Annotated in this window: 19 protein-coding genes; 11 read left to right on the top strand and 8 right to left on the bottom strand. The window is 75.1% G+C overall.

Annotation, left to right across the window (positions count from 1 at the left end; all coding sequences use genetic code 11):
- Positions 1-139: 139 nt before the first annotated feature.
- A complete protein-coding gene (locus ACWDR0_RS19245; protein ID WP_456352918.1) occupies positions 140-2,695 on the bottom strand; it encodes a SpoIIE family protein phosphatase in 2,556 nt (851 codons plus the stop codon).
- Between the two features lie 401 nt (positions 2,696-3,096).
- On the opposite strand from ACWDR0_RS19245, the gene ACWDR0_RS19240 reads away from it, so the two are divergent.
- The 3 genes from ACWDR0_RS19240 (at position 3,097) to ACWDR0_RS19230 (ending at position 6,592) form a co-directional block, all read left to right on the top strand.
- The gene (locus ACWDR0_RS19240; protein ID WP_456352892.1) at positions 3,097-4,020 is read left to right on the top strand and encodes a MurR/RpiR family transcriptional regulator; all 924 of its coding nucleotides are present in this window, start codon (positions 3,097-3,099) and stop codon (positions 4,018-4,020) included.
- A 299-nt stretch (positions 4,021-4,319) separates the two neighbouring features.
- Positions 4,320-4,859: a hypothetical protein gene (locus ACWDR0_RS19235; RefSeq protein WP_456352891.1), complete on the top strand. Its 540-nt coding sequence runs from the start codon at positions 4,320-4,322 to the stop codon at positions 4,857-4,859.
- Between the two features lie 302 nt (positions 4,860-5,161).
- A complete protein-coding gene (locus ACWDR0_RS19230) occupies positions 5,162-6,592 on the top strand; it encodes an MFS transporter (protein ID WP_456352890.1) in 1,431 nt (476 codons plus the stop codon).
- A 142-nt stretch (positions 6,593-6,734) separates the two neighbouring features.
- Here ACWDR0_RS19230 and lnt read toward each other — a convergent pair whose 3' ends face one another.
- Positions 6,735-8,363, bottom strand: coding sequence for an apolipoprotein N-acyltransferase (gene lnt, locus ACWDR0_RS19225; RefSeq protein WP_456352889.1), 1,629 nt, complete (start codon positions 8,361-8,363; stop codon positions 6,735-6,737).
- A 138-nt stretch (positions 8,364-8,501) separates the two neighbouring features.
- Between lnt and ACWDR0_RS19220 the strand changes: the two genes are divergently transcribed.
- The gene (locus ACWDR0_RS19220; RefSeq protein ID WP_456352888.1) at positions 8,502-9,554 is read left to right on the top strand and encodes an O-antigen ligase family protein; all 1,053 of its coding nucleotides are present in this window, start codon (positions 8,502-8,504) and stop codon (positions 9,552-9,554) included.
- 11 nt (positions 9,555-9,565) lie between these two features.
- Here the strand turns inward: ACWDR0_RS19220 and ACWDR0_RS19215 are convergent, their stop codons facing one another.
- The 3 genes from ACWDR0_RS19215 to ACWDR0_RS19205 form a co-directional block, all read right to left on the bottom strand.
- Positions 9,566-9,982 (bottom strand): hypothetical protein, encoded by a 417-nt coding sequence (locus tag ACWDR0_RS19215; protein ID WP_456352887.1) that lies wholly within the window; start codon positions 9,980-9,982, stop codon positions 9,566-9,568.
- A gap of 125 nt (positions 9,983-10,107) precedes the next feature.
- The gene (locus tag ACWDR0_RS19210) at positions 10,108-10,680 is read right to left on the bottom strand and encodes a hypothetical protein (protein WP_456352886.1); all 573 of its coding nucleotides are present in this window, start codon (positions 10,678-10,680) and stop codon (positions 10,108-10,110) included.
- 141 nt (positions 10,681-10,821) lie between these two features.
- Positions 10,822-11,598 carry a glutamate racemase gene (locus ACWDR0_RS19205; protein WP_456352885.1) on the bottom strand — a complete coding sequence of 259 codons (777 nt, stop codon included), beginning with the start codon at positions 11,596-11,598 and terminating at the stop codon, positions 10,822-10,824.
- 69 nt (positions 11,599-11,667) lie between these two features.
- On the opposite strand from ACWDR0_RS19205, the gene ACWDR0_RS19200 reads away from it, so the two are divergent.
- Positions 11,668-12,849 carry a glycosyltransferase gene (locus ACWDR0_RS19200; RefSeq protein ID WP_456352884.1) on the top strand — a complete coding sequence of 394 codons (1,182 nt, stop codon included), beginning with the start codon at positions 11,668-11,670 and terminating at the stop codon, positions 12,847-12,849.
- 38 nt (positions 12,850-12,887) lie between these two features.
- Here ACWDR0_RS19200 and ACWDR0_RS19195 read toward each other — a convergent pair whose 3' ends face one another.
- Positions 12,888-14,213, bottom strand: coding sequence for a TerD family protein (locus ACWDR0_RS19195; protein WP_456352883.1), 1,326 nt, complete (start codon positions 14,211-14,213; stop codon positions 12,888-12,890).
- A 251-nt stretch (positions 14,214-14,464) separates the two neighbouring features.
- On the opposite strand from ACWDR0_RS19195, the gene ACWDR0_RS19190 reads away from it, so the two are divergent.
- Together ACWDR0_RS19190 and ACWDR0_RS19185 are read left to right on the top strand one after the other, a co-directional pair.
- Positions 14,465-14,941 (top strand): DUF6643 family protein, encoded by a 477-nt coding sequence (locus tag ACWDR0_RS19190; protein ID WP_456352882.1) that lies wholly within the window; start codon positions 14,465-14,467, stop codon positions 14,939-14,941.
- Positions 14,942-15,277: 336 nt separating this feature from the next.
- Positions 15,278-17,704, top strand: a complete 2,427-nt coding sequence (locus ACWDR0_RS19185; RefSeq protein WP_456352881.1) for a right-handed parallel beta-helix repeat-containing protein — start codon at positions 15,278-15,280, stop codon at positions 17,702-17,704.
- Here the strand turns inward: ACWDR0_RS19185 and ACWDR0_RS19180 are convergent.
- The gene (locus ACWDR0_RS19180; RefSeq protein WP_456352917.1) at positions 17,664-20,318 is read right to left on the bottom strand and encodes a hypothetical protein; all 2,655 of its coding nucleotides are present in this window, start codon (positions 20,316-20,318) and stop codon (positions 17,664-17,666) included. The two genes, ACWDR0_RS19185 and ACWDR0_RS19180, sit on opposite strands and share 41 nt — an antisense overlap.
- A gap of 421 nt (positions 20,319-20,739) precedes the next feature.
- On the opposite strand from ACWDR0_RS19180, the gene ACWDR0_RS19175 reads away from it, so the two are divergent.
- A complete protein-coding gene (locus tag ACWDR0_RS19175; RefSeq protein ID WP_456352880.1) occupies positions 20,740-21,171 on the top strand; it encodes an SRPBCC family protein in 432 nt (143 codons plus the stop codon).
- Positions 21,172-21,364: 193 nt separating this feature from the next.
- Complete coding sequence (locus ACWDR0_RS19170; RefSeq protein WP_456352879.1) at positions 21,365-23,452, top strand: hypothetical protein; 2,088 nt, start codon at positions 21,365-21,367, stop codon at positions 23,450-23,452.
- Between the two features lie 273 nt (positions 23,453-23,725).
- Here ACWDR0_RS19170 and cds1 read toward each other — a convergent pair whose 3' ends face one another.
- The gene (cds1, locus tag ACWDR0_RS19165; RefSeq protein ID WP_456352878.1) at positions 23,726-24,889 is read right to left on the bottom strand and encodes an L-cysteine desulfhydrase Cds1; all 1,164 of its coding nucleotides are present in this window, start codon (positions 24,887-24,889) and stop codon (positions 23,726-23,728) included.
- A gap of 277 nt (positions 24,890-25,166) precedes the next feature.
- Between cds1 and ACWDR0_RS19160 the strand changes: the two genes are divergently transcribed.
- Positions 25,167-25,490 (top strand): hypothetical protein, encoded by a 324-nt coding sequence (locus ACWDR0_RS19160; protein ID WP_456352877.1) that lies wholly within the window; start codon positions 25,167-25,169, stop codon positions 25,488-25,490.
- A gap of 281 nt (positions 25,491-25,771) precedes the next feature.
- Positions 25,772-26,203 carry an ATP-binding protein gene (locus ACWDR0_RS19155; RefSeq protein ID WP_456352876.1) on the top strand — a complete coding sequence of 144 codons (432 nt, stop codon included), beginning with the start codon at positions 25,772-25,774 and terminating at the stop codon, positions 26,201-26,203.
- Positions 26,204-26,268 lie beyond the last annotated feature (65 nt).

Raw genomic sequence — 26,268 nt, 5'->3', positions numbered from 1 at the left:
CGCCGGAGCCGTACTGCCTGAGGGGTTCCGGGGCCACCGGGCTACGACCACCGGGCTACGGGCTCCGGGGCAAGGGGCTCCGGGCAGGGGCCGCGAGCCCGGAAGCTCCGGGCCGGGGCCACCGGCGCTCCGGAAGCGCTCACTCCCAGCGCGTCGCCAGCAGCAGCGCGATGTCGTCGGGGCGGTCCTCGGCCTGACGGGCCTCCCTGATCAGCCGGTTGGCGGTCTCCGGCAGCGGTTCGGCCTCCCGCCCGGCGAGTGAGGCGCGCAGCCGCTCGACGCCCGTGTCGATATCGGCACCCGCCCGCTCCACCAGCCCGTCCGTGTACAGCGCGAGCACCGAACCGGGCTCCAGCAGCAGTTCGGTGACGGGGTACGTCGCGGCCGGGTCCACCCCGAGGACCACACCGCCCGCCAGGTCGAGCACCTCGGTACGCCCGTCCGGGTGACGCAGCAGCGGCTGCGGATGACCCGCCCGTACCGCCCGCGCCCGGCCCGTCGCGGGGTCGAGCACCAGGTACACGCAGCTCGCGAACTGCCCCGGGTCGAGGTCGATCAGCATCCGGTTGGTACGGCCCATCACCTCCGGCGGGCCGTGTCCGCTCAGCGCGAAGGCCCGCAGGGCGCTGCGCAGCTGGCCCATGGTGGCGGCCGCGGCCACCCCGTGGCCCTGGACGTCACCGATCACCAGGGCGATCAGCCCGTCCGTCTCGATCACGTCGTACCAGTCGCCGCCCACGTCCATGCCCTGGGTGCCGGGCAGATAGCGGCCGACGGTCTCCACCTGGTCGAGAACCGGCAGCCGGTGGGGCAGCAGGGCGTCCTGGAGTCCGCGGGCCAGCGCCGATTCGGTGTCGTACCGCCGGGCCCGCTCCAGTGCCTGGGCGATCAGCCCGGCGAGCGCGACGAGCACGGTGCGCTCCTCGGCGCCGAAGGTGCGCGGCTGGTCGAAGCCCAGGATGCAGGAGCCGACGGGCCGTCCCGAGGCGATCAGCGGGAGGAAGGCGCGGGCGCCGACATGGGCGTCGAGGGGGATGCCCGGATAGGCGGTGGCGAGCTGTTCCATGGACTCGAAGAAGAGGGGCCGGCCGGTGGTCAGGGTCTCCACCCCGGGCAGCCGGGCGTCGAGGCCCACCCCGTCGAAGCGGTCGAGGAAGCCCTGCGGGAAGCCGGTCTCCCAGGCGAGGAAGAGATGCCGCTCGTGGAGCAGGTAGATGGCCAGCGCACGGCCGCCGAAGGCGGGCAGCAGCTCGTCGGTGACGACGGCCGAGACCTGGCGGGCGGTGACCGCCTCGGTGAGCGCGATCGCGAGCGCGACCGGCCGGTAGATCGCGGCGGACTGCCCGGACAGGGCGGCGAACGGGCCGCCCGGGGGCGGGGCGCCCGCCGGGCGGGCCCGTCTGCCGCCGACCGGGTGCTCGGCGGGCAGCAGCGTGACGGTGACCCCGTCGTGGCCGGAGTACAGGCCCACCTCCAGCCGTTCGCCCTCACCCCGCCGGGCGATGAACGAGACGGGCGTGGGGGCCATCAGGGCGGCCCGCAGATGGTCCTCGTACGCGGGGTCGGCCAGCCAGGGCAGCGCTTCCCACAGCACCCGGCCGATCAGCTCGGGGCGGCCCCGGCCGAGGAGCAGCTCGGCGGTGTGGTTGAGATGGGTGATCCGGCCGAGCCGGTCGAGGGTGAGCACCGCCCGCGGCAGCCGGTCGACGGCCTCCGTGACGACGGGCCCCGCGCCGAGGTCGACGAGTGAGCCGTGGAGCACGGACGGCCCCTCGGCCGCCCCGGGGCGGCGCGGCGGGCCGCCGGACAGCTCGACCAGATGCGCCCGGCCGTCGGCGCCGCGCAGCCGGATCCGGCGGGCCGAACTGCGGCCCGCGACCGCCGTCCGCCGGGCGACGGCCAGCAGTCCGGCCGCGTCCTCGGGGGCGAGGCGGCCGGTGAGGTCCTCGGCCCGGCCGGGGCGGTCGCCGGAGCTACGGCCCAGGATCCGGCGGAACGCCTCGTCGCCGGTGAGGGCCCCGGTGTCCAGGTCCCAGTCGAAGTGCCCGACCCGGACCGGCGGCGCGGTCAGGGACGGCAGCTGTACGGGGACGGGCTCCGCGTCCCAGACGATCGGGAGGCCGTCGTCGTGGAGCGCTCCGAGGGCCTCGCCGAGACGGTCGGCGGCGCGCTGCATCCGCTGCCGGTCGCCCTGGGCGACCGGCCTGCCGGGGGTGGGGCTGCGCAGCACGCCGAGCACCCCGAACCGCTGGGTTCCGCGGAGGACCGGGACGTAGAGGGCGCTGAAGGGGAACGGCAGGCTGACCATCAGCTGGGGGAAGCGCCGCATGGCCTCCTCGGCGTCCGGCAGATAGACGGCCCGTCCCGAACGGTGGGCGTACGAGACGGGGAAGGGCCGGTTCTCGTGCACCCGCCACCAGGGCCGGAACAGCCGGAGGGGCAGTCCGGCCATCACGGAGAGCCGGAGCAGTCCCTCCGTGGTGCCGGAGGGCAGATACACCCCGCCCGCGAAGCCGCCGACCGCCTCGGTGGCGCCCACGGACACCTCGGTGAGCAGCAGCTCCAGCTCATCGGGCACCGCCCCGCCGCCCTTGGGTTCCGCGGGTGTCGCCCCGTGCCGCTGCGGCGGGGTGTCCCCGGGCGCGCCGTTCGAGGTCACACAGCCAGGATGCGCCCCGGCCCGGTGGGGGCGCATCTCCTTCGCGGTCATCCGGTGCGGGGTTCCGGCGGGCGCACCGGTCCCGGAACCTGCCGGGCCGGGACCGGGACCGGGCCGGACGCCCGGGGCCGGAGCTGCGGCCCGGCGGGGCTCCGGACGGCCGCCGGGGCGGGGCCGGACGCCCGGGCGGCGGGGCCCGGGACGGCACCGGGCGGCCCGGGCCGAGCGGCCGTCCGGGACCGCGGGAGGACGGGGCCGGGGCGCAGGCACGGCGGGCCGCGGCGGCCCCGTGGTCGCCGTACTCCCGGTCACCGGCCCGGGTCCGTCCGGCTGTCCGCCTACCGTCCGGTATACGAGACGGCGGGGGGCGGCGGCCTCTGCCCGGCCCGTCGGCTGGGCTATGTTGAGCGGGAGCGGGACGAGAAGGAGTGACACCGGTGCCATCAGATCAGCAGGCACGCGCACAGGCGTCTGCGATCACGCCGGGAGGCGGCGAGCCCGAGCCGGAACCCGCGCCGGTGGACCGGGTCCTCGCCCTCTTCGGCGGCCACCGGCTCTCGCCGGGACGGCGGCGGATCGCGCAGTACATCGCCGACCACCTCACCGAGGCCGCCTTCCTGTCGATCACCGAACTCGCGGACCGGGTCGGGGTCAGCCAGCCGTCCGTCACCCGGTTCGCGGCCTCGGTCGGCTTCAGCGGCTACCCCGCCCTGCGGGAGGCCCTCCAGCCGATCGCGCTGAGCGCGATCGCCGGGACCCCGGACACCCGTACGGAGCAGCGGCGCAACGAGCTCCAGGCCGCCGTCGACGCGGAGATCGACAATCTGGAGAACCTCCGGCGGCTGCTCGCCGACACCGACCGGATGCTGGACCTGGGCCGGGAGCTGGCCCGCTCGGTCCCGCTGACCGTGCTCGGTCTGCGGATCTCGGTCTCGCTGGCCGAGTACTTCTCCTACGCGGCCCGGCGGATCCACCCCGACGTCCGGACCGTCACGCGCGGCGGCAGCGTCGCATACGACGCGCTGCTCCAGTCCCGGGAGGCCGGCGGCAGCTGGGTGCTCGCCTTCGCGATGCCCCGGCACGCCAACGAGACGCTCGCCGCGATGCGCGCGGCCCGTACGGCCGGGCTGAAGGTCGCCCTGATCACCGATCTCCCCCTCGGGCCGCTCGCCGACGAGGCGGACGAGATCCTGGTGGCCGGCACCGGTTCACGTCTGGTCTTCGACTCCTACGCGGCTCCGGGTGTGCTCTCGGCCGCACTGCTCCAGGCCATGGCGGACGCCGATCCGCAGCGCACCCAGACGCGGCTCGAAAGCTATGAACACGCCGCCGAGCAGCACGACTTCTTCCTCGACGACTGACCGGACCCCGCCGGTCCGCCGGGCGCGCCCCGCGGGCCGGACCTCCAACAACCCCGATCGCGCCACCCGTTCACCCGGCGGACATCCCGATATGCATGAAAATTTTCTTACTCTTGCTTACTCGACGGTATATATATTTACTGCCTGAAGAGGTCCGGAGATCGACCGAATCGATCCGCTCCGCGACCGAACCATGCTCCGAGGAAGGCCGGCCGTCCGCGATATGCAGAAGAACCCACGCCCCGCCGGCCCCCCTGTCCACGGCGCCCCGAGCGCCGCATAGAGCCGGGCATCGCGCCATGACGCACTCCTCCTCGCGTCGCCACCGCGATGTTCCGTCCGGGCCTCCGCCCCCTGCGGAAGCCCACCCGGCGGCCTCGGCCAACCCCTGGGCCGGGGCCGCCAGAACACCCCGTGAACCCGCCGCTGGATCCGGCGGCGGGTCCGCCACCGCAACGCCCCGGGGCGCCCGCGCCGCCGACTGGCCGCTCCAGGTCACCGCGCCCGGCAGTCCGGGCTGGGAGCAGACCGCCGCCCTCTGGCTGCGCACCCTGGTCCCGGCGCGCTACGCCGGCTACCCCACCCTGACCCGGCACCCCATCGTGCTGGCCCGCCACGCCCAGTGGCAGCTGCAGCACGAGATCGGCGCGGTGCGGGCGGCCCTGCGGACCTCGCGGGCCGAACTGCCCGCGCTCGGCGTCTCGGGCCGGATCGTCGAGAGCGCGATCCTGATGTACGCGGCCGAGCTGGAGCAACTGGACCGGCTGGCACGGGGCGTACGCCTGGTGACCCGGGCCCTGCAGGTCCACGCGCCGGAGCCGCCCGGGCGCAACGCCTAGCGAGCCCGGCAAGATCCGAAAGAGACGACCCAGCCACTCCCCTCACTCCCGCCCCCGCCCGCCGCCGGACCTCCGGTGGCGGGCTTTTGCATGGCCCGCCCGGGAGAGGTCCGCGAGCCGCCGGGGACCGCCCGGAGAGCAGCCGGGCAACGGCGGAGGACCCGTTCGGGCCCCGCCGGAGCGCCGCGGCCAAAAAAGATCTCCGCACCCCCTTGCCTTCCAGATACCCCTCGGGGGTATATTCCTTCTCGCCCCGAGGGATACCCCCAAGGGGTATAGAACTTTCAGAGAGGGGACGGGCGATGTCAACCGTCGACCCACGGCGCTGGTGGGCACTCCTGGTGCTGGCCACCGCGCAGTTCATGGTGATCATGGACACTTCGATCATCGGGGTGGCGCTCCCGGAGATGCAGCGCGACCTCGGCTTCTCCCCCGAGGACCTGAGCTGGGTCTTCAACGCCTATGTCATCGCCTTCGGCGGACTGCTGCTGCTCGGCGGACGGCTGTCCGACCTGCTGGGCGCCCGCCGGATCTTCGTCAGCGGCTGGGTGGTGCTGATCGCCGGATCCGTGGTCGCCGCCGCCGCGACCACCGCCTGGGTGGAGGTCGTCGGCCGCGCCGTCCAGGGCGTCGGCGGGGCGCTGATCGCCCCCGCCTCCATGACCCTGCTGATGATGCTGTTCGGGCACAGCCCCAGGGAGCTGGGCAAGGCGATGGCGCTCTACGGCGCCGCGGCACCGGCCGGCGGTACCGCCGGAGTCTTCCTCGGCGGTGTCTTCACCGAGTGGATGAGCTGGCCGTGGATCTTCATGATCTATGTGCCGATCGGTCTCGCCACCCTGGCCGCCACCGGTCTGCTGCCCGCCGCGGCACCCCGCCGCGGAGCCGTGGACGTCCTCGGCGCCGCCGCCGTCACCGCCGGTCTGGCACTCGCCGTCTTCGCCGTGGTGCGGGCCCCCGAGATCGGCTGGGGCACCACCGCCACCGTCCTCCAGCTCATCGGCGCGGCCGTCCTGCTCGGCCTCTTCCTGGTGATCCAGAAGTCGGTACGGACACCGCTGATGCCGCTGGCGATCTGGCGGACCCCGGGCCTCGGCATCTCCAACCTCGGGATGGCGCTGCTGGGCGCGGCCTGGATCCCGATGTGGTACTTCCTCAACCTCTACCTCCAGCAGGTCCTGGGCTACGGGGCCTTCGCCAGCGGCGCCGCGCTGCTGCCGATGACGGCGCTGCTGATGGTCTTCATGACCCTGATCACCGCCAGGCTGCTGGGCCGGTGGGGCGCGAAGCCGCTGATCTCCGGTGGTCTGCTGGTCCTGGCGGCCGGGCTGCTCTGGCTCTCCGCGATCGAACCGACGGGTTCCTTCCTGGTGGACGTCCTCCCGGCGTCGCTGGTCGCCGCGGTCGGTATGTCCCTCGCCTACATACCGGCGATGATGGCGGCGATCTCCGGAGCCCGGCAGGAGGAAGCCGGACTCGCCTCCGGCATCGTCAACACCACCTACCAGGTGGGCTCCGCCCTCGGACTGGCCGCACTCACCGCGGTCGCCACCTCGCAGGGGGCCGGGAAGCTGGGCGATCTGCCCGCCCTGACCGACGGGTTCGGCGCCGCCTTCACCGGAGCGGCGGCCGTGGCCGCGGCGGGCGCTCTGCTGGTCGCCCTGCTGATGCGCGGCAACAAGCCCGCCGCCGCACCGGCCGACGACCGGCAGACCGTGGGGAGTGGGGGGTGATTGAGCCGCTGTAGCCCCTTACCGCCCCGGCACACGCCCCGGGAGAGCAACCGGCCGCAGAAACCGAGACCCCGCCCGCGCCACCGGCGCCGGGCGGGGTCTCCGCGTTCCCGGGTTGCTCCCGGTGGATCCCGCGGGCGGGCTACTCGCCGCCCTCCGCGACCGGCCGGTCCGCCCGGTCGGCACGGTCGGCCCGCCGGGCGCGGACCGCGGTGGTGGCCGCCCAGCCCAGACCGCCCGCGGCGACGAGCGCCAGCAGCAGTTCGGGCCAGGCGCCCGCGCGGGTCGCGGGAGTGAGGGAGGAGCGCAGCGGGACCTCGGCGACCAGGGCGCCGGGGGTGAAGAGCTTCGTCTGCTCGACGATTTCACCGTCCGGCATGATGACCGCGCTGACCCCGCTGGTGACGGGCACGACCACGGACCGCCCGTGCTCGACGGCGCGCACCCGGTCCATGGCGAGCTGCTGGTAGGTCATCTCGCTGCGGCCGAAGGTGGCGTTGTTGCTGGGGACGGAGATCAGCTGGGCGCCGTTGACCACGGTGTCCCGGGCCATGTCGTCGAAGGCGGCCTCGAAACAGGTGACGAGGCCGACCTTGGTACCGGCCAGATCGAAGACACCCACCTTGTCGCCGGGGCCGAAGTCCCGGCGCACCCGGTCCACGTCCTTGCTGAACAGCCGGACGAAGGAGCGCATCGGAATGTACTCGCCGAACGGCTGGACATGCCGCTTGTCGTAGGTGTTGACCGGGCCGCGCTCCGGGTCCCACTCGATGAGGGTGTTCCGCAGCTTGCCGGTCTCGGGGGTGATCACCGCGCCCACCACCGTCGGTACGCCGATCGCGTCGACCGCCCGGTCGATCACCATCCGTGCGTCGGGGTTGGCGTAGGGGTCGATGTCGGAGGAGTTCTCCGGCCAGAGCACGAAGTCGGGCTGCGGCTCCCGGCCGGCCTTCACATCCGCGGCGAGCTGCTCGGTGCGGCGGACATGGTTGTCGAGGACCGCGCGCCGCTGGGCGTTGAAGTCGAGGCCGAGCCGCGGCACATTGCCCTGGATCGCGGCGACGGTCGCCGTACCGTCCTCGGCGGAGGCGTCCACCAGCGGCCGGGCGGCGACCGCCGCCGTGGCCGGGACGAGGACCGCGAGCAGCGCGGCCGCCATCGGTCCGCGCGGCAGCACGCCGTCGCGGCGGTAGGCGACGACGCGGCGCCCGGTCTCGTACAGCCCGAAACCGCACAGGACGACCGCGAAGCCGAGCACCGGTGTACCGCCGAGCGCGGCCAGCGGGAGGAACACGCCGTCCGCCTGGCCGAAGGCGATCTTGCCCCAGGGGAAGCCGCCGAACGGCACCCGGGCCCGGAGCGCCTCGCCGAGGATCCACACGGCGGCGGCCCACACCGGCCAGGCCGGCAGCCGGGACACCGCGCCGATACCGAGACAGGTGGCCGCGATGAACACGGCCTCCACCGACGCCAGCGCGATCCACGGCACCGGGCCGACGTCCTCGCCGGTCCAGATCAGCAGCGGCAGCAGGAAAGCCAGTCCGGTCAGCTGGCCGAGACCGAACGCCGCCCGCAGCCGGCGGCCCCGCAGCACCCAGCCGAGGAGGGCGAACGCGGGCAGCGCCAGCCACCACAGCGGGCGCGGCGGGAAGCTCAGATAGAGCAGCAGTCCGGCCGCCACGGCGGCCCCGGGCCGGACCGCGCGCAGCAGCGGACGGGGCTTCGCGGGACCGGTGGCGGGGGCGTCGGCGGGGGTGAGGGTGGCGGTCACAGCCGCGAGTCTACGGGAGGGGGGTATGGCCGCCTCGGGACCCCGGAACGGCCGGGGGTGGATCGCGGACGGGCCCGCCACTACGGTGAACGCGGCAGACGACGGGGACTGCCGGAGCTCGTTCGGGGGGTCGGCGACATGATGGCTGCGCAGGACGAGCGCGGGGGCGCCGCGGACGGGGTGGGCGTCGCCGTCCTGGGCGCGGCGGTCGGCTGGGCACTGATCAGTGCGGCGGGGCGGGACTCCGGACCGGAGGGTGTGCTGCTCGCGGTCGTCGCCGTCGCCGCGGGCTACGCCTGCGGCCGGATAGCGGGGGCGCTGGTGCCGGTGGCGACGGCCACGGCCGCCTCGCTCGCGGTGCTCGGTCTCGCGGTGGCCTCGCCGGAAGGGGTGCCGGGGGTGAACGCCCAGTCCCCCGTGGAGCCGGGCGATACGGGTGCGGCGGCGGCGCTGCTCGCGGTGAGCGCGGGCGCGGCCTGCTGTGCCGCCGCGGCGGCCCGGCGGCCGGGGGCCCGGGCGGCGCTGCGGGCGCTGGCGCTCGCCGTGGTGGCGACGGCGGTCGTCCTGGGTTCGGTGGCGGGTGCCCTGTCGTCGGCGGCCGTGGTGCTGTGTGCCGCGGCGGTGACCAGGGCCCGGCGGCGTACCGCGGCCCTCGCGGGGTTTGCGCTGGTCACGGCGGTGGTCGCGGGGGTGTCCTGGGCGGTGGCGACGGATGCCCTGCCGCCGGGTCCGGCCGACGGCCTCCGGGCGCTGCTGACCGACAACCGGGTGGCGCTCTGGCGGGACGCGGTGGAGCTGGTCGAGGCGGAGCCGGTACGGGGGGTGGGGCCCGACCGGTTCGAGAACCTCAGTGCCACCGCGCAGCAGACCGCGGGGTCCGACGGGAAGCCCCATTCGGCGCTGTTCCAGCAGGCCGCCGAGCAGGGGCTGGTGGGTACGGCGCTGCTGGCGGCGGCGTTCGGCTGGCTGCTGTACGGGCTGTGGCGGTCGCCGCGCCCGACGCCGGTGGTGCTGTGCGCGGCGGCCGGGCTGACCGTGCTGGCGGTGCTGGCCGTCCTGGGGAACGCGCTGAGCTTCGCTCCGGTGACGGCGGGCGCGGGGCTGCTGGCGGGGCTGGCCACGGCCCGTGTCGTACCGTCCGGTGCCGGGGAGCGGGCCGCGGCCCGCTCCCCGGACGCGGCGGCCCGCTGAGGCGCGCCGGGTCAGGCCCCGGCGACACCCCCGGGGCGGCGGCCGCGGGAGGCGAAGGTGACCGCGAGCAGGCCGGTGGCGCCCAGGCTGCCGATCATGATCATGGTTACTCCGATCACGAAGAGGCCGCTGGAGTCGTCCGACCAGTCGTAGCAGGCGGCACCCGTGAGTCCGGCCGTGATGCCCAGCACGGTGGCGGTGATGTACTGCCGGGAGGCGGTCCAGTAGACCGCGGCAAGCAGGGGCAGCACCAGGCCTGCGACCTGCCATGCCTCGTAGGGCCCGGTCGTGGTGCCGTCGGCGTGTACGTCGCGCTTCTGGTCCCAGCCCAGCCATCCGGCCCACAGCACCGCCGCCAGCACGGCCAGGGCGAGGCCCGTCAGTGCCTGGTGGGCGGGGGTCCGTCCGTCTCCCGTGTTCGTCTGCATGGAGTCATCGTCCGGTCCGGGCCGGGCGGGCGGCAGGGCGCGGATACTCAGATCTCCCGGCCCGGGAGCTGAGTATCCGTGGCGGCCGGGGCCGGATCGGGCCGGGCGGGATCAGGCCGGCAGGATCAGGCCGGGGCGGGAGTGCCGGGGCGGTGGTGGGTGAGCCGGTCGCGGATGGCGCGGACCGCGGCCTCCGCGTCGTCGACGGTCACCGTGAACGTCCGGCCGTCGCCGAGGGTGACCACAATGCCCTCGCCGCGGCGGACGACGATCGCCGTGCCCTTCTCGGGCCGCCAGCGGTAGCCCCAGCCGCCCCACTGGCGCGGGGTGACCCGGGGTTCGACCTCGGCCCTGACGACATGGGAGAGGGGGATACGGCGGCGGGGCAGGCCGATATGGCCGCAGCGGACCTCGACGGCGTCGGCGTCGACCCTGACCGCGACATGGACGAAGGCGAGGGTGCCGTAGAGCATCAGCAGCCCCGCGGCGACGCAGCCGACGACGGACATCGTCAGAGCGATTACGCCGGAGGTCCAGTCGGCCACTACGGCCAGCTCGATGCCGAGCGCGAGACAGGCGGCGCCCGCGACGGCGAGCAGCCACTGGACACGGTTGGTCGCACGGCCGGTCCAGACGGCGGGCTCGGTGAGTCCGTCCGCGGTGCCCGGCCGGGCGGGCGGGTCGGGGAAGTCCCTCATGCGAGCAGGGTAACCGGCGCCGGGCCGGGCGGCACGGGTCCGCGGGCCGGGCCGGGCAGCGCGCCGTGAAGCGGGGCCGCCGACGCCGTACTCGGATGTCTCCGCAGGTCAGCGGTGCGCCAGCGGTGCGTCAGGGGCGGGTCAGCGGCTGGGGACGGCGGCGAAGAGCAGTCGGGCCTCGGCGTACTCCAGGGCCTCCGGCGGCAGCGTGCCGGCGGCCCGGCCGCTGAGGACGACGGCGGGCGGACCGGCCGGTGCCGCGCCGGGCTCCGGCGTTGCTCCGATCCGGCGAAGGGCCTGGGCGGCGACCGCGTCGGCCGAGCCGTGCAGCGCGACGGGGCGGCCGACGGCGGCCCGGATGCGGTCGGCGACCAGCTCGTAGTGGGTGCAGCCGAGGACGATGTCGGTGACATCGCCGGGCGTCAGCGCGGCGGCGGCGGCCACGGCCCGGCCGATACCGGGGCCGTCGGCCTGCTGGACCGCGTCGGCGAGCCCGGGACAGGGCACCTCGGTGACGGCGGCGCCGCCCGCGAAGTCGCGGATCAGGCCGCGCTGGTAGGGGCTGCCGGTGGTGGCGGGGGTGGCCCAGATGGCGACGGAGCCGCCGCCCGCCGCGGCGGGCTTGATCGCCGGGACGGTGCCGATGACCGGGACCGCGGGCTCCAGCTCCGCGCGGATCGCGGGCAGCGCGTGGACGGAGGCGGTGTTGCAGGCCACGATCAGCGCCTGGGGACCGTGGCCGAGGGCGGCCCGGGCGGTGGCGAGGGCGCGCCGGGTGACGTCCTCGGGGGTACGGGGGCCCCAGGGCACCCCGTCGGGGTCGGAGGAGAGTACGAGCTGCGCGTCCGGCCTCTGTCTGCGTACGGCGGCGGCCGCGGCGAGCAGGCCGATCCCGGAGTCCATGAGCGCGATCTTCACCCGGTCACCTTAGTCGACGGGCCGCGCCGGGCCGCCGGGACGCAGCCGGGGTGCGGCAGACTGCGGCGCATGAGCGTCCTCTCCGCGATCGCCGTGGTGTCCCTGCTCTGCTGGCTCTGGCTGCTGCTGGGCCGCGGCCTGTTCTGGCGCACGGACCAGCGGCTGCCGCCGCATCCGGCGCCCCCGAAGTGGCCGGATGTGGTGGTGGTCGTCCCGGCGCGGGACGAGGCCGCGGTACTGCCGGTGTCCCTGCCGTCGCTGCTGGCCCAGGAGTATCCGGGGCGGGCGTCGGTGGTCCTGGTGGACGACGGCAGTACGGACGGTACCGGGGAGCTGGCCCGGGCCCTGGCCGACGAGCACGGCGGACTGCCGCTGAGTGTGCTCCGTCCGGGTGAACCGGAGCCCGGCTGGACGGGGAAGCTGTGGGCGCTGCGGCACGGGATCGCCCGGGCCCGCTCGGCGGCCGCCGAACCGGAGTACCTGCTGCTGACGGACGCGGACATCGCCCATGCCCCGGACGGTCTGCGGACCCTGGTGGCCGCGGCCCGGGCGAACGGCCTGGACCTGGTGTCCCAGATGGCGAGGCTGCGGGTGGCCGGCGGCTGGGAGCGGCTGATCGTCCCGGCGTTCGTCTGGTTCTTCTGCCAGCTGTATCCCTTCCGGTGGGTCAACCGGCCCGCCGCCCGGACGGCCGCGGCGGCGGGCGGCTGTGTGCTGCTGAGCACGGCCGCGGTGGACCGGGCCGGGCTGCCGGACGCGGTCCGGGGCGCGGTCATCGACGATGTGGCGCTGGCCCGGGCGGTGCAGCGGTCGGGGGGCCGGATCTGGCTGGGCCTGGCCGGGGGCGTGGTCAGCGTGCGGCCGTATCCGCGGCTGGCCGACCTGTGGCGGATGGTGGCCCGGAGCGCGTACGCCCAGCTCCTCCACAGCCCGGTGCTGCTGGCCGGGACCGTCCTCGGGCTGCTGCTGGTGTACGGGGTGCCGCCGCTGGCGCTGGCCGCGGGTGCCGCCGGGGGCGATCCGCTCGCGGCGGCCGCGGGCGGCGCGGCGCTGGCGGTCATGATGGGCACCTATCTGCCGATGCTCCGCTACTACCGCTGCTCGCCGCTGCTGGCGCCGCTGCTGCCGCTGACCGCGCTGCTGTACCTGGGGATGACGGTGGACTCGGCGGTTCAGCACTACCGGGGCCGGGGCGCGGCCTGGAAGGGACGGGTGTACGCCCGCCCCGGGGCCGCGCCCGACGGCGGCTGAGCGGCCCGGCGGCCGCCCGGTTCACTTGCGGCCGGGGGTCACTTGCGGCCGGGGGTCCAGTTCATGCCCCAGCCGTAGGCCTGGTCGATGGTGCGCTGGGGGCTGACGCCGCGGCGCGGGACGAGGAAGTTCGCCTCGCGCTGGACCAGGAGGTCGGAGCCGGTGTTGGTGATCAGGGCGAGGGCGCAGACGGTCGACGGGACGGTGCACTCGCCGAGGGAGAACTCGATGGGCGCGCCGTGCTCCGGCCGGAGGGTGACGGTGGCGTCGAGGTCGGCGAAGCTGCGGGCGCCCTCGTAGACGGTGACGAAGACGACGATGCGGCGGAAGTGCTGCCGGTGGTCGAGGTTGACGGTGAGGTTCTCGCCGGAGCTGCCGCCGGTGCGGTCGTCGCCGTCGAGATGGATCCACGGCGGCCGGTGGAGGGAGCCGAAGGCGTTGCCGAGGGCCTGGACGACTCCCTTGCTGCCGTCGGCGAGTTCGTACAGGGCGCACAGGTCGAGGTCGAGGTCCCCGTGGAGGGCGATGGCCCGGCCGAGTTTGGCGCCCCAGCCCTTGAACTGCTTCCGCACCTGCCAGGAGAGGTTGACCTTCAGCGTCCCCGAGGTGCCGCCCTGTTTGGTGAGGGAGACCGTGGGGGCCTCCTTGGTCAGGGTGACCTTCGTCAGCCGTACCGGCGCGGGGGCCGGTGCGGGTTCCGGGGGCGGGGGCACCGGACGCGCGGGGGCGGCAGCGGCGGGCCCGGGAGCCGGGGCGGTAACGGCGGCCGGAGGAGCGGGCGTCGGCGCGGCGGGCGGGGATACGGGCGCGGCGGGCGCCGCCGGGGCGGGCCGCAGCGCGTTCACGGTGATGCCGAAGTCCGCGGCCAGCCCCTCCGGGCCGGTGCTGTACCCCTGCCCCACCGCCCGGAACTTCCAGGCGCCCTGACGCCGGTACAGCTCCCCCAGGACCAGCGCGGTTTCGACGGTGGCGTCGGCGCTGTCGTACCGGGCGAGTTCGGCGCCGGAGCCGGTGTCGAGGACCCGTACGGAGAGTCCGGGGACCCGGCCGAACGGACCGCCGTCGGCGGCGGCCGCCAGCACGATCCGCCCGATCCCCGGCTCGACCCGGCCGAGGTCGACGTCGACGGTGTCCGCGGCGGTACCGGGGCCGGTCCGCCCGCCGTCGTGGCGCACGGCGCCGCTGCCGTGCCCGGGGCGGTCGCGGGAGACGACGTCGCCGTCGGAGCGGACCCGGCCCGAGCCGTCGCCGAGGAGCAGCGCCGCGGCGCCCACCCCGGGTACCGAGGGCCCCGTCCGCCAGGAGACTTCGACCCGCACGCGCGGTGCGGTCACCGGAGTGTTGGCACCTTTGGGCATCGACATGGAGCTCCCCATCCCGTGAGTTCGGGTTCCGGACCGTGCGCCGGGCGTCAACCTATTCCTCCCGTGCCCCGCCGCGCCCCTCCGAACCCGTGGGTAACCCGCCCTCAACTCGTCCTTTACAGGATCCTTGCGTTGTAGCGCGACCGATTTTCCCGGGTTCGCTCACATTGGCGAGCCACAGCCCCTCGCGTCCCGCGAAAAACCCTCTTTCCGGACTCCCCAACCGACTACCGAAGCCTTAACTTAGGGCCATGACCTCCCCCCGCTCCTCCTACGGCGGCGGTTACTACTCCGCACCCTCTTTCGCCGACACCCCGATCTACGACTCTCTGGTCGCGGAGCGGGGCACGCCTCAGATCGCACCGATCCGAGTGCCCGCCGCCTACGACACCGGCAGCAGCGGTTATCTGCCGGCGCTCCCCGCGGCCCTTCCCGCCCTTCCGGCGGGTCCCTCGGCGGGTTCGCCCGCCCCGGCGTACGGCTACGGCCAGCAGAGTCCGCAGCATCTCCAGCAGGCGGCGGCTCCCTATCTGCCCCAGCAACAGCCGGTGCCCCCGCGGGGTTATCCGGCTCCGGGGGTGCCCCAGCAGCACCGGCCCGCCCCGGGCGGTTACGAGGCGATGCGTCCGGCACCGCCCCGGCCCGTTCCGCCGCAGGCGGGCGGCCCGGCCTCGTACCAGCCCCAGTACCAGCAGCAGCGCCCCTATCCGGGCGGTCAGGGGTACTGACACCGAACCGACATCGGACGGACACCGGAGGCATCCGGAGAGCCGGATCACCGGACAGCAAGGACATGCCGGGGCACCGGCGGCGGGCGGCCATGACCGGGGGGCGCCGTCCCGCCGCGGTGCCCCGGACTCCGTCCGGCGGTGCCCGTTCCGGCGTCCGGCGTGACGCTCGTCTCTGCCCGCTCCACAACACGCGGCTGGCCTGGTGATTCGTCAACCGCTGTCCTCGGCGCACGCTACGGTGGTGCGACCCGCTCCGGCGGGTCCTGAAGGCGCTGCGATTCCGGGGTCGCCGGGCGCGGTGCGCACACCACGAGGTGGGGGCAGAGCAGCACCATGGCACAGGGCACGGTCCAGGTGACCCACACCGGCACGTCGCGCTGGCGGCGGCGCACCGGCGAGTACGCGTCGCTCACGGCCGCTTTGGAGGCCGCGGGGGACGGTGATGTCCTGACCGTTGCTCCGGGCACGTACCGCGAGAACCTCGTGGTCGAGCGGGCCGTCACGCTGCGCGGGCCGGAGGGTTCGGTCGGTTCGGTGCGGATCGCGCCCGCCGACGGCGTACCGCTGACGGTGCGGGCCTCGGCGACCGTACGGGACCTCCATGTCGAGGGACAGGACCCCACCGCGCCCGCCCTGCTGGTCGAGGACGGCACACCGGAGCTGGCCGATCTGCGGATCTCCACCCGGTCGGCGGCCGGTGTCGAGGTGCGCGGCGGAGCCCGCCCCACGGTGCGCCGGGTGGCCGTCGACAATCCCGGCGGGGTCGGGATCGCCGTACTGGACGGCGGGGGCGGGGTGTTCGAGGACTGCGAGATCGTCGCGGCGGGCCGCTCCGGGGTGTCGGTGCGCGACGGCGGGCGGCCCCGGCTGGAGCGCTGCCGGGTGCACCACGCGTCGGACGCCGGGCTGAGCGTCACCGGTGACGGCAGTGTGCTGGAGGCCGTCGACTGCGAGGTGTACGAGGTCAAGGGCGCCGGGGTGCAGGTGACCGGCCGGGCCGCGGCCCATCTCGACGGCTCCCGGGTGCACCGCACCTCCGGCGACGGTGTCACCCTCGACACCGACGCCGTACTGACCCTCTCCGACTGCGATATCCACGATGTGCCGGAGAACGGCATCGACCTGCGGTCGCGTTCGGTGCTCACGCTGACCCGCTCCACGGTCCGCCGGTTCGGCCGCAACGGGCTCTCCGTCTGGGACCCGGGTACCCGGGTCGACGCCAACCAGTGCGAGATATACGACAGCACGGGCGACTACCCCGCGGTGTGGATCAGCGACGGGGCGACGGCCGTGCTGGACTCCTGCCGCGTGCACGACGTACCCGACGCGCTGTTCGTCCTGGACCGCGGCTCCCGCGCGGACGTCGTCGACAGCGACCTCTCGCAGATCCGCAATACGGCGGTGTCGGTCAGCGACGGCGCCACGGCACAGCTCGACGACTGCCGCATCACCCAGGCCTCCACCGGTGCCTGGTTCCGGGACCACGGCAGCGGCGGCACCCTCGCCAACTGCACCGTCGACGCCGCACAGACCGGGGTGATCGTCACCAAGGGTGCGGACCCGGTGATCGAGCGGTGCACCGTCACCTCGCCCGCCGAGGCCGGTTTCTACGTCTCCGCCGAGGGCCGGGGGACCTTCCGCGACTGCCGGGTCACGGGCAGCGGCGGCTACGGCTTCCATGTGATGGAGGGCTGCCGTACGGCACTGAGCCGCTGCCGGACCGAGCGGTGCGCGCGCGGGGGCTACGAGTTCGCCGACGCGGCACTGGTCACCGCCGAGGAGTGCACCGGCGACGAGTCGGCGGTCCGGGCCACGGCCCCGCAGGCCGCCGCGCACCCGGTCCCGGGGCCGTCCGTGCCCGCCCCGGCGACGGCCCGCGCCGCGGGGCCGCTCACGGCCGTGCCCGCACCGGCCGAAGCCCCCCGTCCCGCGGAGCCCGTACCCGCCGTCCGGGTCTCCGACGAGGTGCTCGGCGAACTGGACGCCCTGGTCGGCCTGGAGAGCGTGAAGCGCGAGGTCCGCTCGCTGATCAATATGATCGAAGTCGGCCGCCGCCGGCAGGAGGCCGGCCTCAAGGCCGCATCCGTCCGCCGCCATCTCGTCTTCACCGGCTCGCCCGGCACCGGCAAGACGACCGTCGCCCGGCTCTACGGCGAGATCCTCGCCGCCCTCGGTGTCCTCGAACGCGGCCATCTGGTCGAGGTCTCCCGGGTGGACCTGGTCGGCGAGCACATCGGCTCCACCGCGATCCGCACCCAGGAGGCGTTCGACCGCGCCCGCGGCGGAGTGCTCTTCATCGACGAGGCGTACGCCCTCTCCCCCGAGGACTCCGGCCGGGACTTCGGCAAGGAGGCCATCGACACCCTGGTGAAGCTGATGGAGGACCACCGGGACGCCGTGGTGGTCATCGTCGCCGGGTACACCGCCGAGATGGAGCGGTTCCTCGCGGTCAACCCCGGGGTGGCGTCCCGGTTCTCCCGGACCATCACCTTCCAGGACTACGACGCCGGGGAGCTGCTCCGGATCGTCCGCCGCCAGGCCGACGAGCACGAGTACCGGCTCGCCGACGGCACCGAGGAGGCCCTCCTCGGCTACTTCGGCACCCTGCCCAAGGGTCCGGCCTTCGGCAACGGCCGGACCGCGCGCCAGACCTTCGAGTCGATGGTCGAACGGCACGCGGGCCGGGTCGCCGAACTCGCCGAGGTCGACACCGACGCCCTCACCCTGCTCTACCCGGACGATCTGCCCGAGCCCGTGTGACCCCGCGGGCAGCGGGGTCCGGTACGGCCCCGCGGGCGGAGGGCCGTTCCCCGGCCGGGCCGGACTGCCGCGGTACGCCCGGGATCTGCCGCAGCAGCTCGGCGCGGGCCGCGGCGAACTCCGGGTCCGCCTGGTAGTCGGAGTGGCCGAGGATCGGCTCGGGCAGCGGATGGCGGGCGGAGCGCCCGTAGGCCAGCGGATCCCGCAGGGCGGGCCGGTCGGGCGCGGGCCGCGGGCCGGCCGCCACCAGCACCGGCCCGCCGATCGGGTCGGTGTGGCGGTAGAGGTTGCTCCAGCAGTGCACCTCGTCCCGGAGCAGGGCGAGCGCCTCCGGCCCGAAGTAGGCGGGGAACCACCGTCCGTACAGCCGCTCCAGCGGTGAGCCGTACGTCAGCAGCGCCACCCGGCCGCGGGCCTCGGGCGGCAGTTGCCACACCGCGGCCGCGGCGAGCACGCTGCCCTGCGAGTGGCCGGAGATGACGAGCCGTCCGCCGCTGTGCCGGGTCGTCTCGGTCCAGGTGCACATCCGCCAGGTCAGGTCCGGTACGGCGCGCTCCGCGTAGCAGGGCGGGGCGAACGGATGCGCGGCGCGCGGCCAGAACGTGCCCACGTCCCACAGGATCCCGATGGTGCGCCGGGCGGACGGATCCCGGTAGGCGCGCCGCCCCCAGGCGACGAAGAACAGGAATCCGGCGCCGATCAGCCAGGAGCCCAGGGACTGGGCGGTCTCCGCGACGGCCTCGGGGAAACCGCCGTCGAAGGCCCGGCCGGGGACCTCCCCGGTGCGCCATGCCCCGGTGACGGCGGCGGCCCCGAGGACGACGGTGGCGGCCGCGACCACGCCGACGGCGAGCGGGGCGGTGTCGGTGGCCCCGGCCGCCGCCCGGACCCCGGCGATGGTCCGGGTCCGGATCGTGTCGGGACGCCAGCCGCTGTCCCCCAGCCGGGCCGCGCCGGGAGTGGTCCGGCCGCCTTCCGCCGCCTCGTACTCCGCCTCGACGGTCCGGGCCAGCCGGCGTGCCCTCAGCCAGATCCGCAGCACCAGTACGGCACCGGGGACCAGCAGCAGGGCCAGCAGTACCGGGATCACCGACGCCTGCCAGCTCAGCAGGGTCGGCGGGGCCGGAACGGAGCCGTCCGCGCCGGGGGTTCCGGAGCCGTCGAGCCAGTCGGCCACCCATTGCGCTATGCCACCGGTCATCACCCCGCCCAGGGCACAGGCCAGGACCGTGACCGACGGACCGCCCAGCCCGCCGAGTACGCTCCGGGCGTGCCGGGCCCGGCGCTGGAGGAGTACGGCGACCGCGGCGAGCGCCAGTACCAGTGCGCCCTGGGCCGCGACGAGCAGCGCGAACGCCGAAGTACCGGGCAGGGCGCCGCGCGACGCCCACTCGGGGCGCGACCAGCCCGCGTACAGCAGGGAGAGGGCCAGGACGGCGAGCGCGGCGCCCGGCAGGGCGGTGACGGCCGCCCGGTCGGCGCGGGCGTCGAAGCGGCTCTCGGTGCGCCCGCGGCGGAAGACCACCCAGAGGATCACGACCAGGCCCAGCAGCAGGGCGGTTTCGAGGGCCCGGCCCCACAGGGCGAGCAGTCCGGCACCGCCGTCCCGGTCGTGCCGGCCGGCCGCCGCGGTGACGGCCCCGGCGACGGTGAGGAATCCGGCGGCGGTGTGGGCGGCGCGCAGCCGGGCGACATGGCGGCGGCCGTACCAGAATCCGGGGCGGCCGAGGGCGGGGCGGAGTACCGGGGCCGGGGCGCCGGGACCGCGGTCGTGCTCGTCCTCGGGCTCGTCCTCCGGTTCCTCGCCGTCGCCGTGCTGGTGGCCGTGCTCGGGCCCGCCGCCGCCGGATGCGCCGCGGTCGCCGTCGTGTCCGTCTTCCCCGTCGTCTTCGCCGTCGCGTTCGCGTTCGCCGCCGTTCTCGGTCTCGGTCGGGTCCTCGTACGGCTCCTCGTCCTCGTACTCCCGGTGTTCCCCGTCCGCCCCGCCGGGCTGCTCCTCCTCCACCTCGGGTTCGCGTTCGGGGCCGTCGTCGCCGGTCCGGCCGGTGTGCCCGGCGGCCACGTCGGCGCCGGTCGGCGGGCGCTGGGACTCGTAGGCGCTCCAGGTCCGGTGCGAGAGGTACCAGAGGAGTCCGACCAGGGCCGCCGGGATCGCGGCCGCGAGCGCCAGACGGCGGCCCGGCTGGGACCACCAGCCGCCGCGGTCGGCGGCGAGGAAACCGAGCCAGGAGCGGCCCTCGGTGCACTCGGCGGCCCCCGCGCACTGCCAGGCGACCAGGTCCAGCGCCACTTCGCAGGCGGCGGCCGTCATCAGGACGGTCAGGCTGAGCGCGACCAGCCGTACCAGCGCCCCGTAGAGCCGCATGGTCCGCGCCCGGCCCCGGGCGCGCGGGCGCATCCAGTGGGCGAGGTTGACGACCATGAAGGGGAGCAGCAGCAGCCAGAGGGCGCGGGCGCTGTTGCCCGAGGTGAGGTTGGACCAGCAGTACGCCTCGGGCACGGCCTCACCGTTGGGGCGCGCGGGGTCGGATTCGGCGTGTTCGTCGTCGGCCCGGCGGAACACGGCCGCCTTGTCGTCGCCCGATATCCGGACCGTACGGGGGTCGCCGAGCATGCTCTGCGGGGTGGCTCCGCCCACGCCGTGCACCAGCAGTTCCAGCGCCGGCCCTGGGCCGTTCCGGGGCGGGGGTTCAGCGGACACGTCTGCGGCTCGCTCTCGGTGGCAGTGGCTGAAAGGGTGTCACGGCACGGCGCGCGGCGTCGCCGGTCGGCGCCCCGGATTGTGACAGCTCCCGGGGCCGGGGTCACGGAGTCGGAGCGCCCCGCGCGGGGCGGGCGCGGCGCGGCGGGTCGTGGCAGGATGAGGCTTCCGCCGGGGTCCGTACGGATGTCCGGGACGGTTCGCGGGCCGAGCGGCCGCGACGGCGAAGGGGAACGGCTCCGGTGCTGACGACCCATTCGGTACGGCGCGCCGGGAGCCGGTACGGCGCCGGTCGTACCCGCTCCGGGCAGATGTCCAGGGCGGGTTCCCCGGTATGACGGCCTTCCGCCTGGAGCGTTCGGTCGCGCTCGCCCCCGAGGAGGCCTGGGGGCGGGTCACCGACTGGCGGGCCCACGCGGCCCTGATGCCGTGGACCGGGCTCGTCTCGGTGACCCGGGTGCCGCCGGGGCGGGGCACGGTGTTCGTGGTGCGGACAGGGGTGGGCCGGATCGGTTTCGACGATCCGATGGAGATCACGGAGTGGTCGCCGCCGGGCCGGTCGGGGACGGGCCGGTGCCGGATGGAGAAACGGGGCCGGGTGGTCCGGGGGTGGGCCGTGGTGGAGGTACGGGCCGAGGGCGCCGGTTCGGTGGTCGTGTGGACGGAGGAACTCCGGGTGTACGGGGTTCCGGGGTGGCTGAGCACACGGGTGGGGCGTGCGCTCTTCGGGCGCGCGCTGGACGCGCTGCTGCGGGGCGCGGGGTAGCCGCCGGGGCGGTGGGTGTCAGCCGTATGTGCTCCCCGCGGATCCGGGACCGGTGTGACCGTCCCATGATCCACTCGTTGGACGGGGCGAGCGGGTTCGGCCCGTGCGCGCCGGTTCCCCGGGAGTGGTGCCGCCAGGCCGCCCGGACATGCGAGTACGCGCAGATCCGCGCACACCGGAAGGGCCGGCCCCGATGCCGACACGCCGTCAGACCACCCGTCCGTACGACCGCCGTGCCATAGCGGGCAGTTGCCCTGGTGACGAAGGCGTGGAGGCGATCCTCGTCGAGCGGTATCCCCGGCTCGTACGGCTGGCGTATCTCACTCTGCCGCCGTCGCTGGGCCGTCATCGGCGCGTGCTGGCCGCCCATGCCACGGTCCAGGGCGTGCTGCCGGTGCGGTCGGGCCGGGCCGGGACGGCGGCGGGCGGGGAGGAGGGTCCGGAGTCCGCCGGATACCGCTGGGTGCGCCACCGGGTGCTGCGGGGCGCGCTGCGCGGGCGGCGGGCGGCGTTTCTGCCCCGGGTGGTGGGGCTGCGGATGTTCCCCAGTTCCGGGGGCGCGGAGGAGCTGGCGCTGGACCAGGCGCTGTCGTCGGTGGGGGCGCCCGCGCGGGCGGCACTTGCCCTGGGAGTGCTGGAGGGGCTCGCCGAGGAGGAGGCGGGCGCGCTGCTCGCGGAGTGCGGGGTGGCGGACCCGGCGGAGGCGCTGCGGACCGCTGCGGCGCTGCGGGAGTCGGGCGGCGGCCGGGTGGAATCACTGCTGCGGGCGGCCGAGTTCGACCCGTGTGTGGTGCAGACCCGGCCGACCGATCTGCTGCGGCGGCGCGGCCGGGTACGGGCGGCGGCGGCCGCCGGGCTGTGCGCGCTGCTGGTGACCGGTCTGGCGGTGGCGGGCGGTCCGGCCGGGGAACCGGGTGCGGACCGTACGGACGCCGAATCGCGCCGCCCGGCGTCATGGGCGCGGGCCCTCGACCCCGTACGCCTGGTCAGGGCCGACGGGGAGACCTGGGCGGACACCTCGCGGGTCGACTTCACCGCCTGGCCCGCGCGCGGCACCCGCAAGGACGACGCGGAGCTGCTGCGGCGGGCCCTGGCGGCCTGGTCGTCGCCGGGCGACGGGGTGCGGGTGTCGGCGACCGCGGAGACCGAGCGCACCCCTCCGGCGCTGCCGCCGCGTCTGCTGTACGCGGGAGACGCGGACGGCGCCGCGGTGGTGCTGCTGCACGAGGGCGGGCGGGTGGTGCGGTACGCGGAGCCGCTGTCGGGGCGGGGTGCCGCGGCCCTCGACTTCGCCCGGGTCGACGACGCCGATGTGACGACCGCCGCTTCGGTGGTGGTCAGCCGGACGGCGGCCGGGACGCGGCTGCTGCTGGCGCCCTGGGTGGCGGAGGCGGCGGTGGTCGAGCTGCTCGCGCCGGGGCGGGCGGCCCGGGGGCTCGCGGTGACGGCGGACGGGGTCACGGCGGCCGTGCCGAATCCGTCCGCGGACGGGGCGGAGGGCGCGACGGGGGCAACGGGGGCGACGTGTACGGCCCGGCCCGCGCTCCGGCTGCGGTCGTCGGACCGGATCGTGGAGAACCACGCGTTCCTCGTGGCCGACCTGGGCGACCTCGTACCGGCGCATCTCACCTACACCCCCCCGCCGGGGTCGGGCGTGCCCGCACGGCAGCCCCGGGAGGCGACCGGCGGTCCGGCGTCGGCGGCCTGGGCCCGGGGCGCTTGTGCGCTCGCGGGACTGCGGGGCGCGGGCGTACGGGCGGTGAACCTGTGGACGTTCGCGGAACAGCGGCTGCCGGACGGTGCGGGCCGGGCGGCCTGGGTGTGCACCCGGGCGGACACCTGGAGCGGCCCGGGCCGGGTGCTGGTCCGGTTCGAACCGCCCGGCCGGCCGGCCGCGGACCCGGGCACGGTGGTCGCGAAGGCCCGGTCCACGGCGGCGTGCAGCCGGTTCGGGCAGCACGTCCTGGCGGGGGTCCGCTGGCGGTCACCGGCCGGTAAGGAGTATCTGCTGGCCGCGGGGAGCCGGGCGGTCGGCGGGATCACGGCGTCCGGGGCGGTCGCCGCGAACGCGAGCGGCACCACACTGGCCGCGGCCCTTCCCGGCGGCCGGCGGGGGCCCGTGGTCCTCACGGCACGGCTGCGGACGGGCGGCACACTGCCCGCCCTCGGCGGACCGGTCGCCGGTGCGGGCGCCGCCGGTGCGGCCGGGGGCGAGCCACCGGTGGGCGGTGCGGACCCCGGTGCCGACGAGGGCGGACCGGCCGGTGGTGCGGACAACTGACACACGGGCGTGGCCGTTGTGTCCGCGCACTGCCCCCTCCCCCGGCCGGTCGTTCCGGGACGCGCCGGGGCGCCGGACCGGCTGCCGGCGGGCCGTCCGGCGCCGGGGAGGGGCCGCGGGGCGGACGGCGACGGGCCGGACGCGGTACGGGGGCCGCGGAGCCGTACCGGGTACGAGCGGCATGGGTGCCGAGGAGCCGTACGAATGACGAGCCGTACGGCGCAGCGGAGCCGCACGAAGTGCGAGCGCTACGGTGCCGTACCGGACGGCGGGTCAGCGGGGCCAGTTACCGGTGGCGAGGAAGCGGTCGAGCGCGGCGCTGTAGGGCGCGATGTCCAGCCCCTGCGCGGCCAGCCAGTCGTCGGAGTAGTACTTGTCGAGATAGCGGTCGCCCGGGTCGCAGAGCAGGGTGACGACACTGCCGCGCCGGCCGTCGGCCACCATCTCGCCGACGATCTTCAGCGCGCTCCACAGCCCGGTACCGGTGGAGCCGCCCGCCTTCCGGCCGATGGCGGTGTCCAGGGCCCGGACGGCTGCCACGCTCGCCGCGTCGGGCACCTTCATCATCCGGTCCACGGCGCGCGGGACGAAGCTGGGTTCCATCCGGGGCCGGCCGATGCCCTCGATACGGGAGCCGTGGGCGCTGGCGGCCGCGGGGTCGTTGCGGGTCCAGCCGTCGAAGAAGCAGGAGTTCTCCGGGTCGGGGACGCAGATCCGGGTGTCGTACTGCATGTAGTGGACGTAGCGGGCGATGGTCGCGGAGGTGCCGCCGGTCCCGGCGGTCGCGACGATCCACGCGGGTTCCGGATACCGCTCCAGCTTCAACTGCTGGTAGACCGATTCGGCGATGTTGTTGTTCCCGCGCCAGTCGGTGGCCCGTTCGGCGTAGGTGAACTGGTCCATGTAGTGGCCGCCGGTCCGCTCGGCGAGGGCCGCGGACTCCTCGTACATCCGGCGCGGATCGTCGACGAAGTGGCACTGCCCGCCGTGGAATTCGATCAGCCGGATCTTCTCGGCGCTGGTGGTGCGGGGCATGACCGCGACGAAGGGGACGCCGATCAGCTTGGCGAAGTACGCCTCGGATACGGCGGTGGAGCCGCTGGACGCCTCGATGACGGGCTTCCCCGGCCGGATCCAGCCGTTGCAGAGGCCGTAGAGGAAGAGGGAGCGGGCCAGCCGGTGCTTGAGGCTCCCGGTGGGGTGGGTCGACTCGTCCTTGAGGTAGAGGTCGATGTTCCACTCCTCCGGGAGGGGGAACTTCAGCAGATGGGTGTCCGCCGACCGGTTGGCGTCGGCCTGGACCTTGCGGACGGCCTCCTTGAGCCAGCCGCGGTACGCCGGATCGCTGCGGTCCACGTCCACCGTGGCAACGGGGGCTCCCACCGGGCCCCCGGTGTCCTCCGCCGTTCCGCCGGTCCGCCGCTCGTCGCTGTTCATCCCGCCGTCCGCCCGTTCTCGTGTCGGTGCCCGCCCGGTCCGCGCCCGCCCCTCGGTGCCCTGTGGCGTACCTTCGGCCGCTCGCGTCCCTCCCGTCACAGTAAGCCCGCCACCTGCGTAAACCTTCGCTTGGGGCATCCATAGGTGTTCCTTGTGGGCCGAACGCCCCCTCGGAAGCCCTCCTGGGACGCCCCGGCGACCTGCTCTACTGGTGCGAGCGGCCCGTGGTGTTGCAGACTGCCAGCAGACGACGCGAACGATGGGGAGGAGGGGCCCGATGGCCATGGCGGAGCCCGAATTCCGGGCTACTGGTGTACGGATCGAGCGGTGGCCCCGCTCGCTCACCAAGGCCGGCCAGGTGCTCATCAAGGACGGCAGACTGCAGTTGCTGACCAGTTACGGCCGGGTGATCGACAGTGCCCCGGTGCGGGCGGTGCGGGCGGGCAAGGCCTGGTTCTCCGACGAGTCCAGCACCGCGCTCACGGTCAACGGCAAGCGCTACCGGCTGACGATGGGTCAGCGGGACGAGCGCGCCGACGCCGGCAAGCTGACGGGGCGTTTCCTGAAGGCGGTCCGCAGAGCCGGGGGCACCGGAAGCTGATCCCGGCGGGCTCGCACAGGACCTTTCCCCCTCCCCCGCCCGGGGTACGGACGGCGGGGCGCGGGGGTGGCGGTACGGCGGGGTGCGGGGGCGATACGGGTGGTGAGGAGCCGGGCGCCGAGTTGCGGGCGCCGGGCGGGTCGGCCACGCTGGTCACACCTCACTCAGGGTGAATCGGCGGTAACGCTGTGATCCAGTGACCGTCTTCGGGCCGACAGCCGCCGGTCCGTTCGGATCCGATCGTCTCGTCTTCTTCCGGACCTCATTCGGGGAGTCGCGCCGTGATCACCGAGCCCAGCAACAGGCACTGCACGGTAGAGCTCCAAGCCGTGCCGGAGCGGATCGGACAGGTCCGCAGAATCATCTCGGCGCAACTGCGCCACTGGCATCTGGATCCGCTGATCGACCAGGCGGCGCTCGGGGTGACCGAGCTGCTGACCAACGTCCATCGGCACGCCGAGCCCGACAAGCGGTGCACCGTCGACGTGGAACTGCTCACCGACCGGCTCACCGTCTCGGTCCACGATCACGACCCCCGGCTGCCGGCGGCGTCGGAAGCCGATCCGCTGGCCACCTCGGGCCGGGGGCTCGGACTGATAGCGGCCGTCAGCGACACCTGGGGCGTACGGCCGCGGGACAGCGGCGGCAAGGACGTCTGGTTCACCCTGACGGCGCCCGGCGCGGCCCCGCTCGGGCGGACGGCGGCGCGGTAAGGGAGCCGCCGGGGCGGGCGTCCACGGCCCTCTCCTGCTGATGGCCGTAGCGTCCTGACACCCGT

This window comes from Streptomyces sp. NPDC003691, from assembly GCF_053981115.1.
The sequence above is the reverse complement of the archived record's forward strand: the minus strand, read 5'-3'. Positions and strand labels throughout refer to the sequence as shown.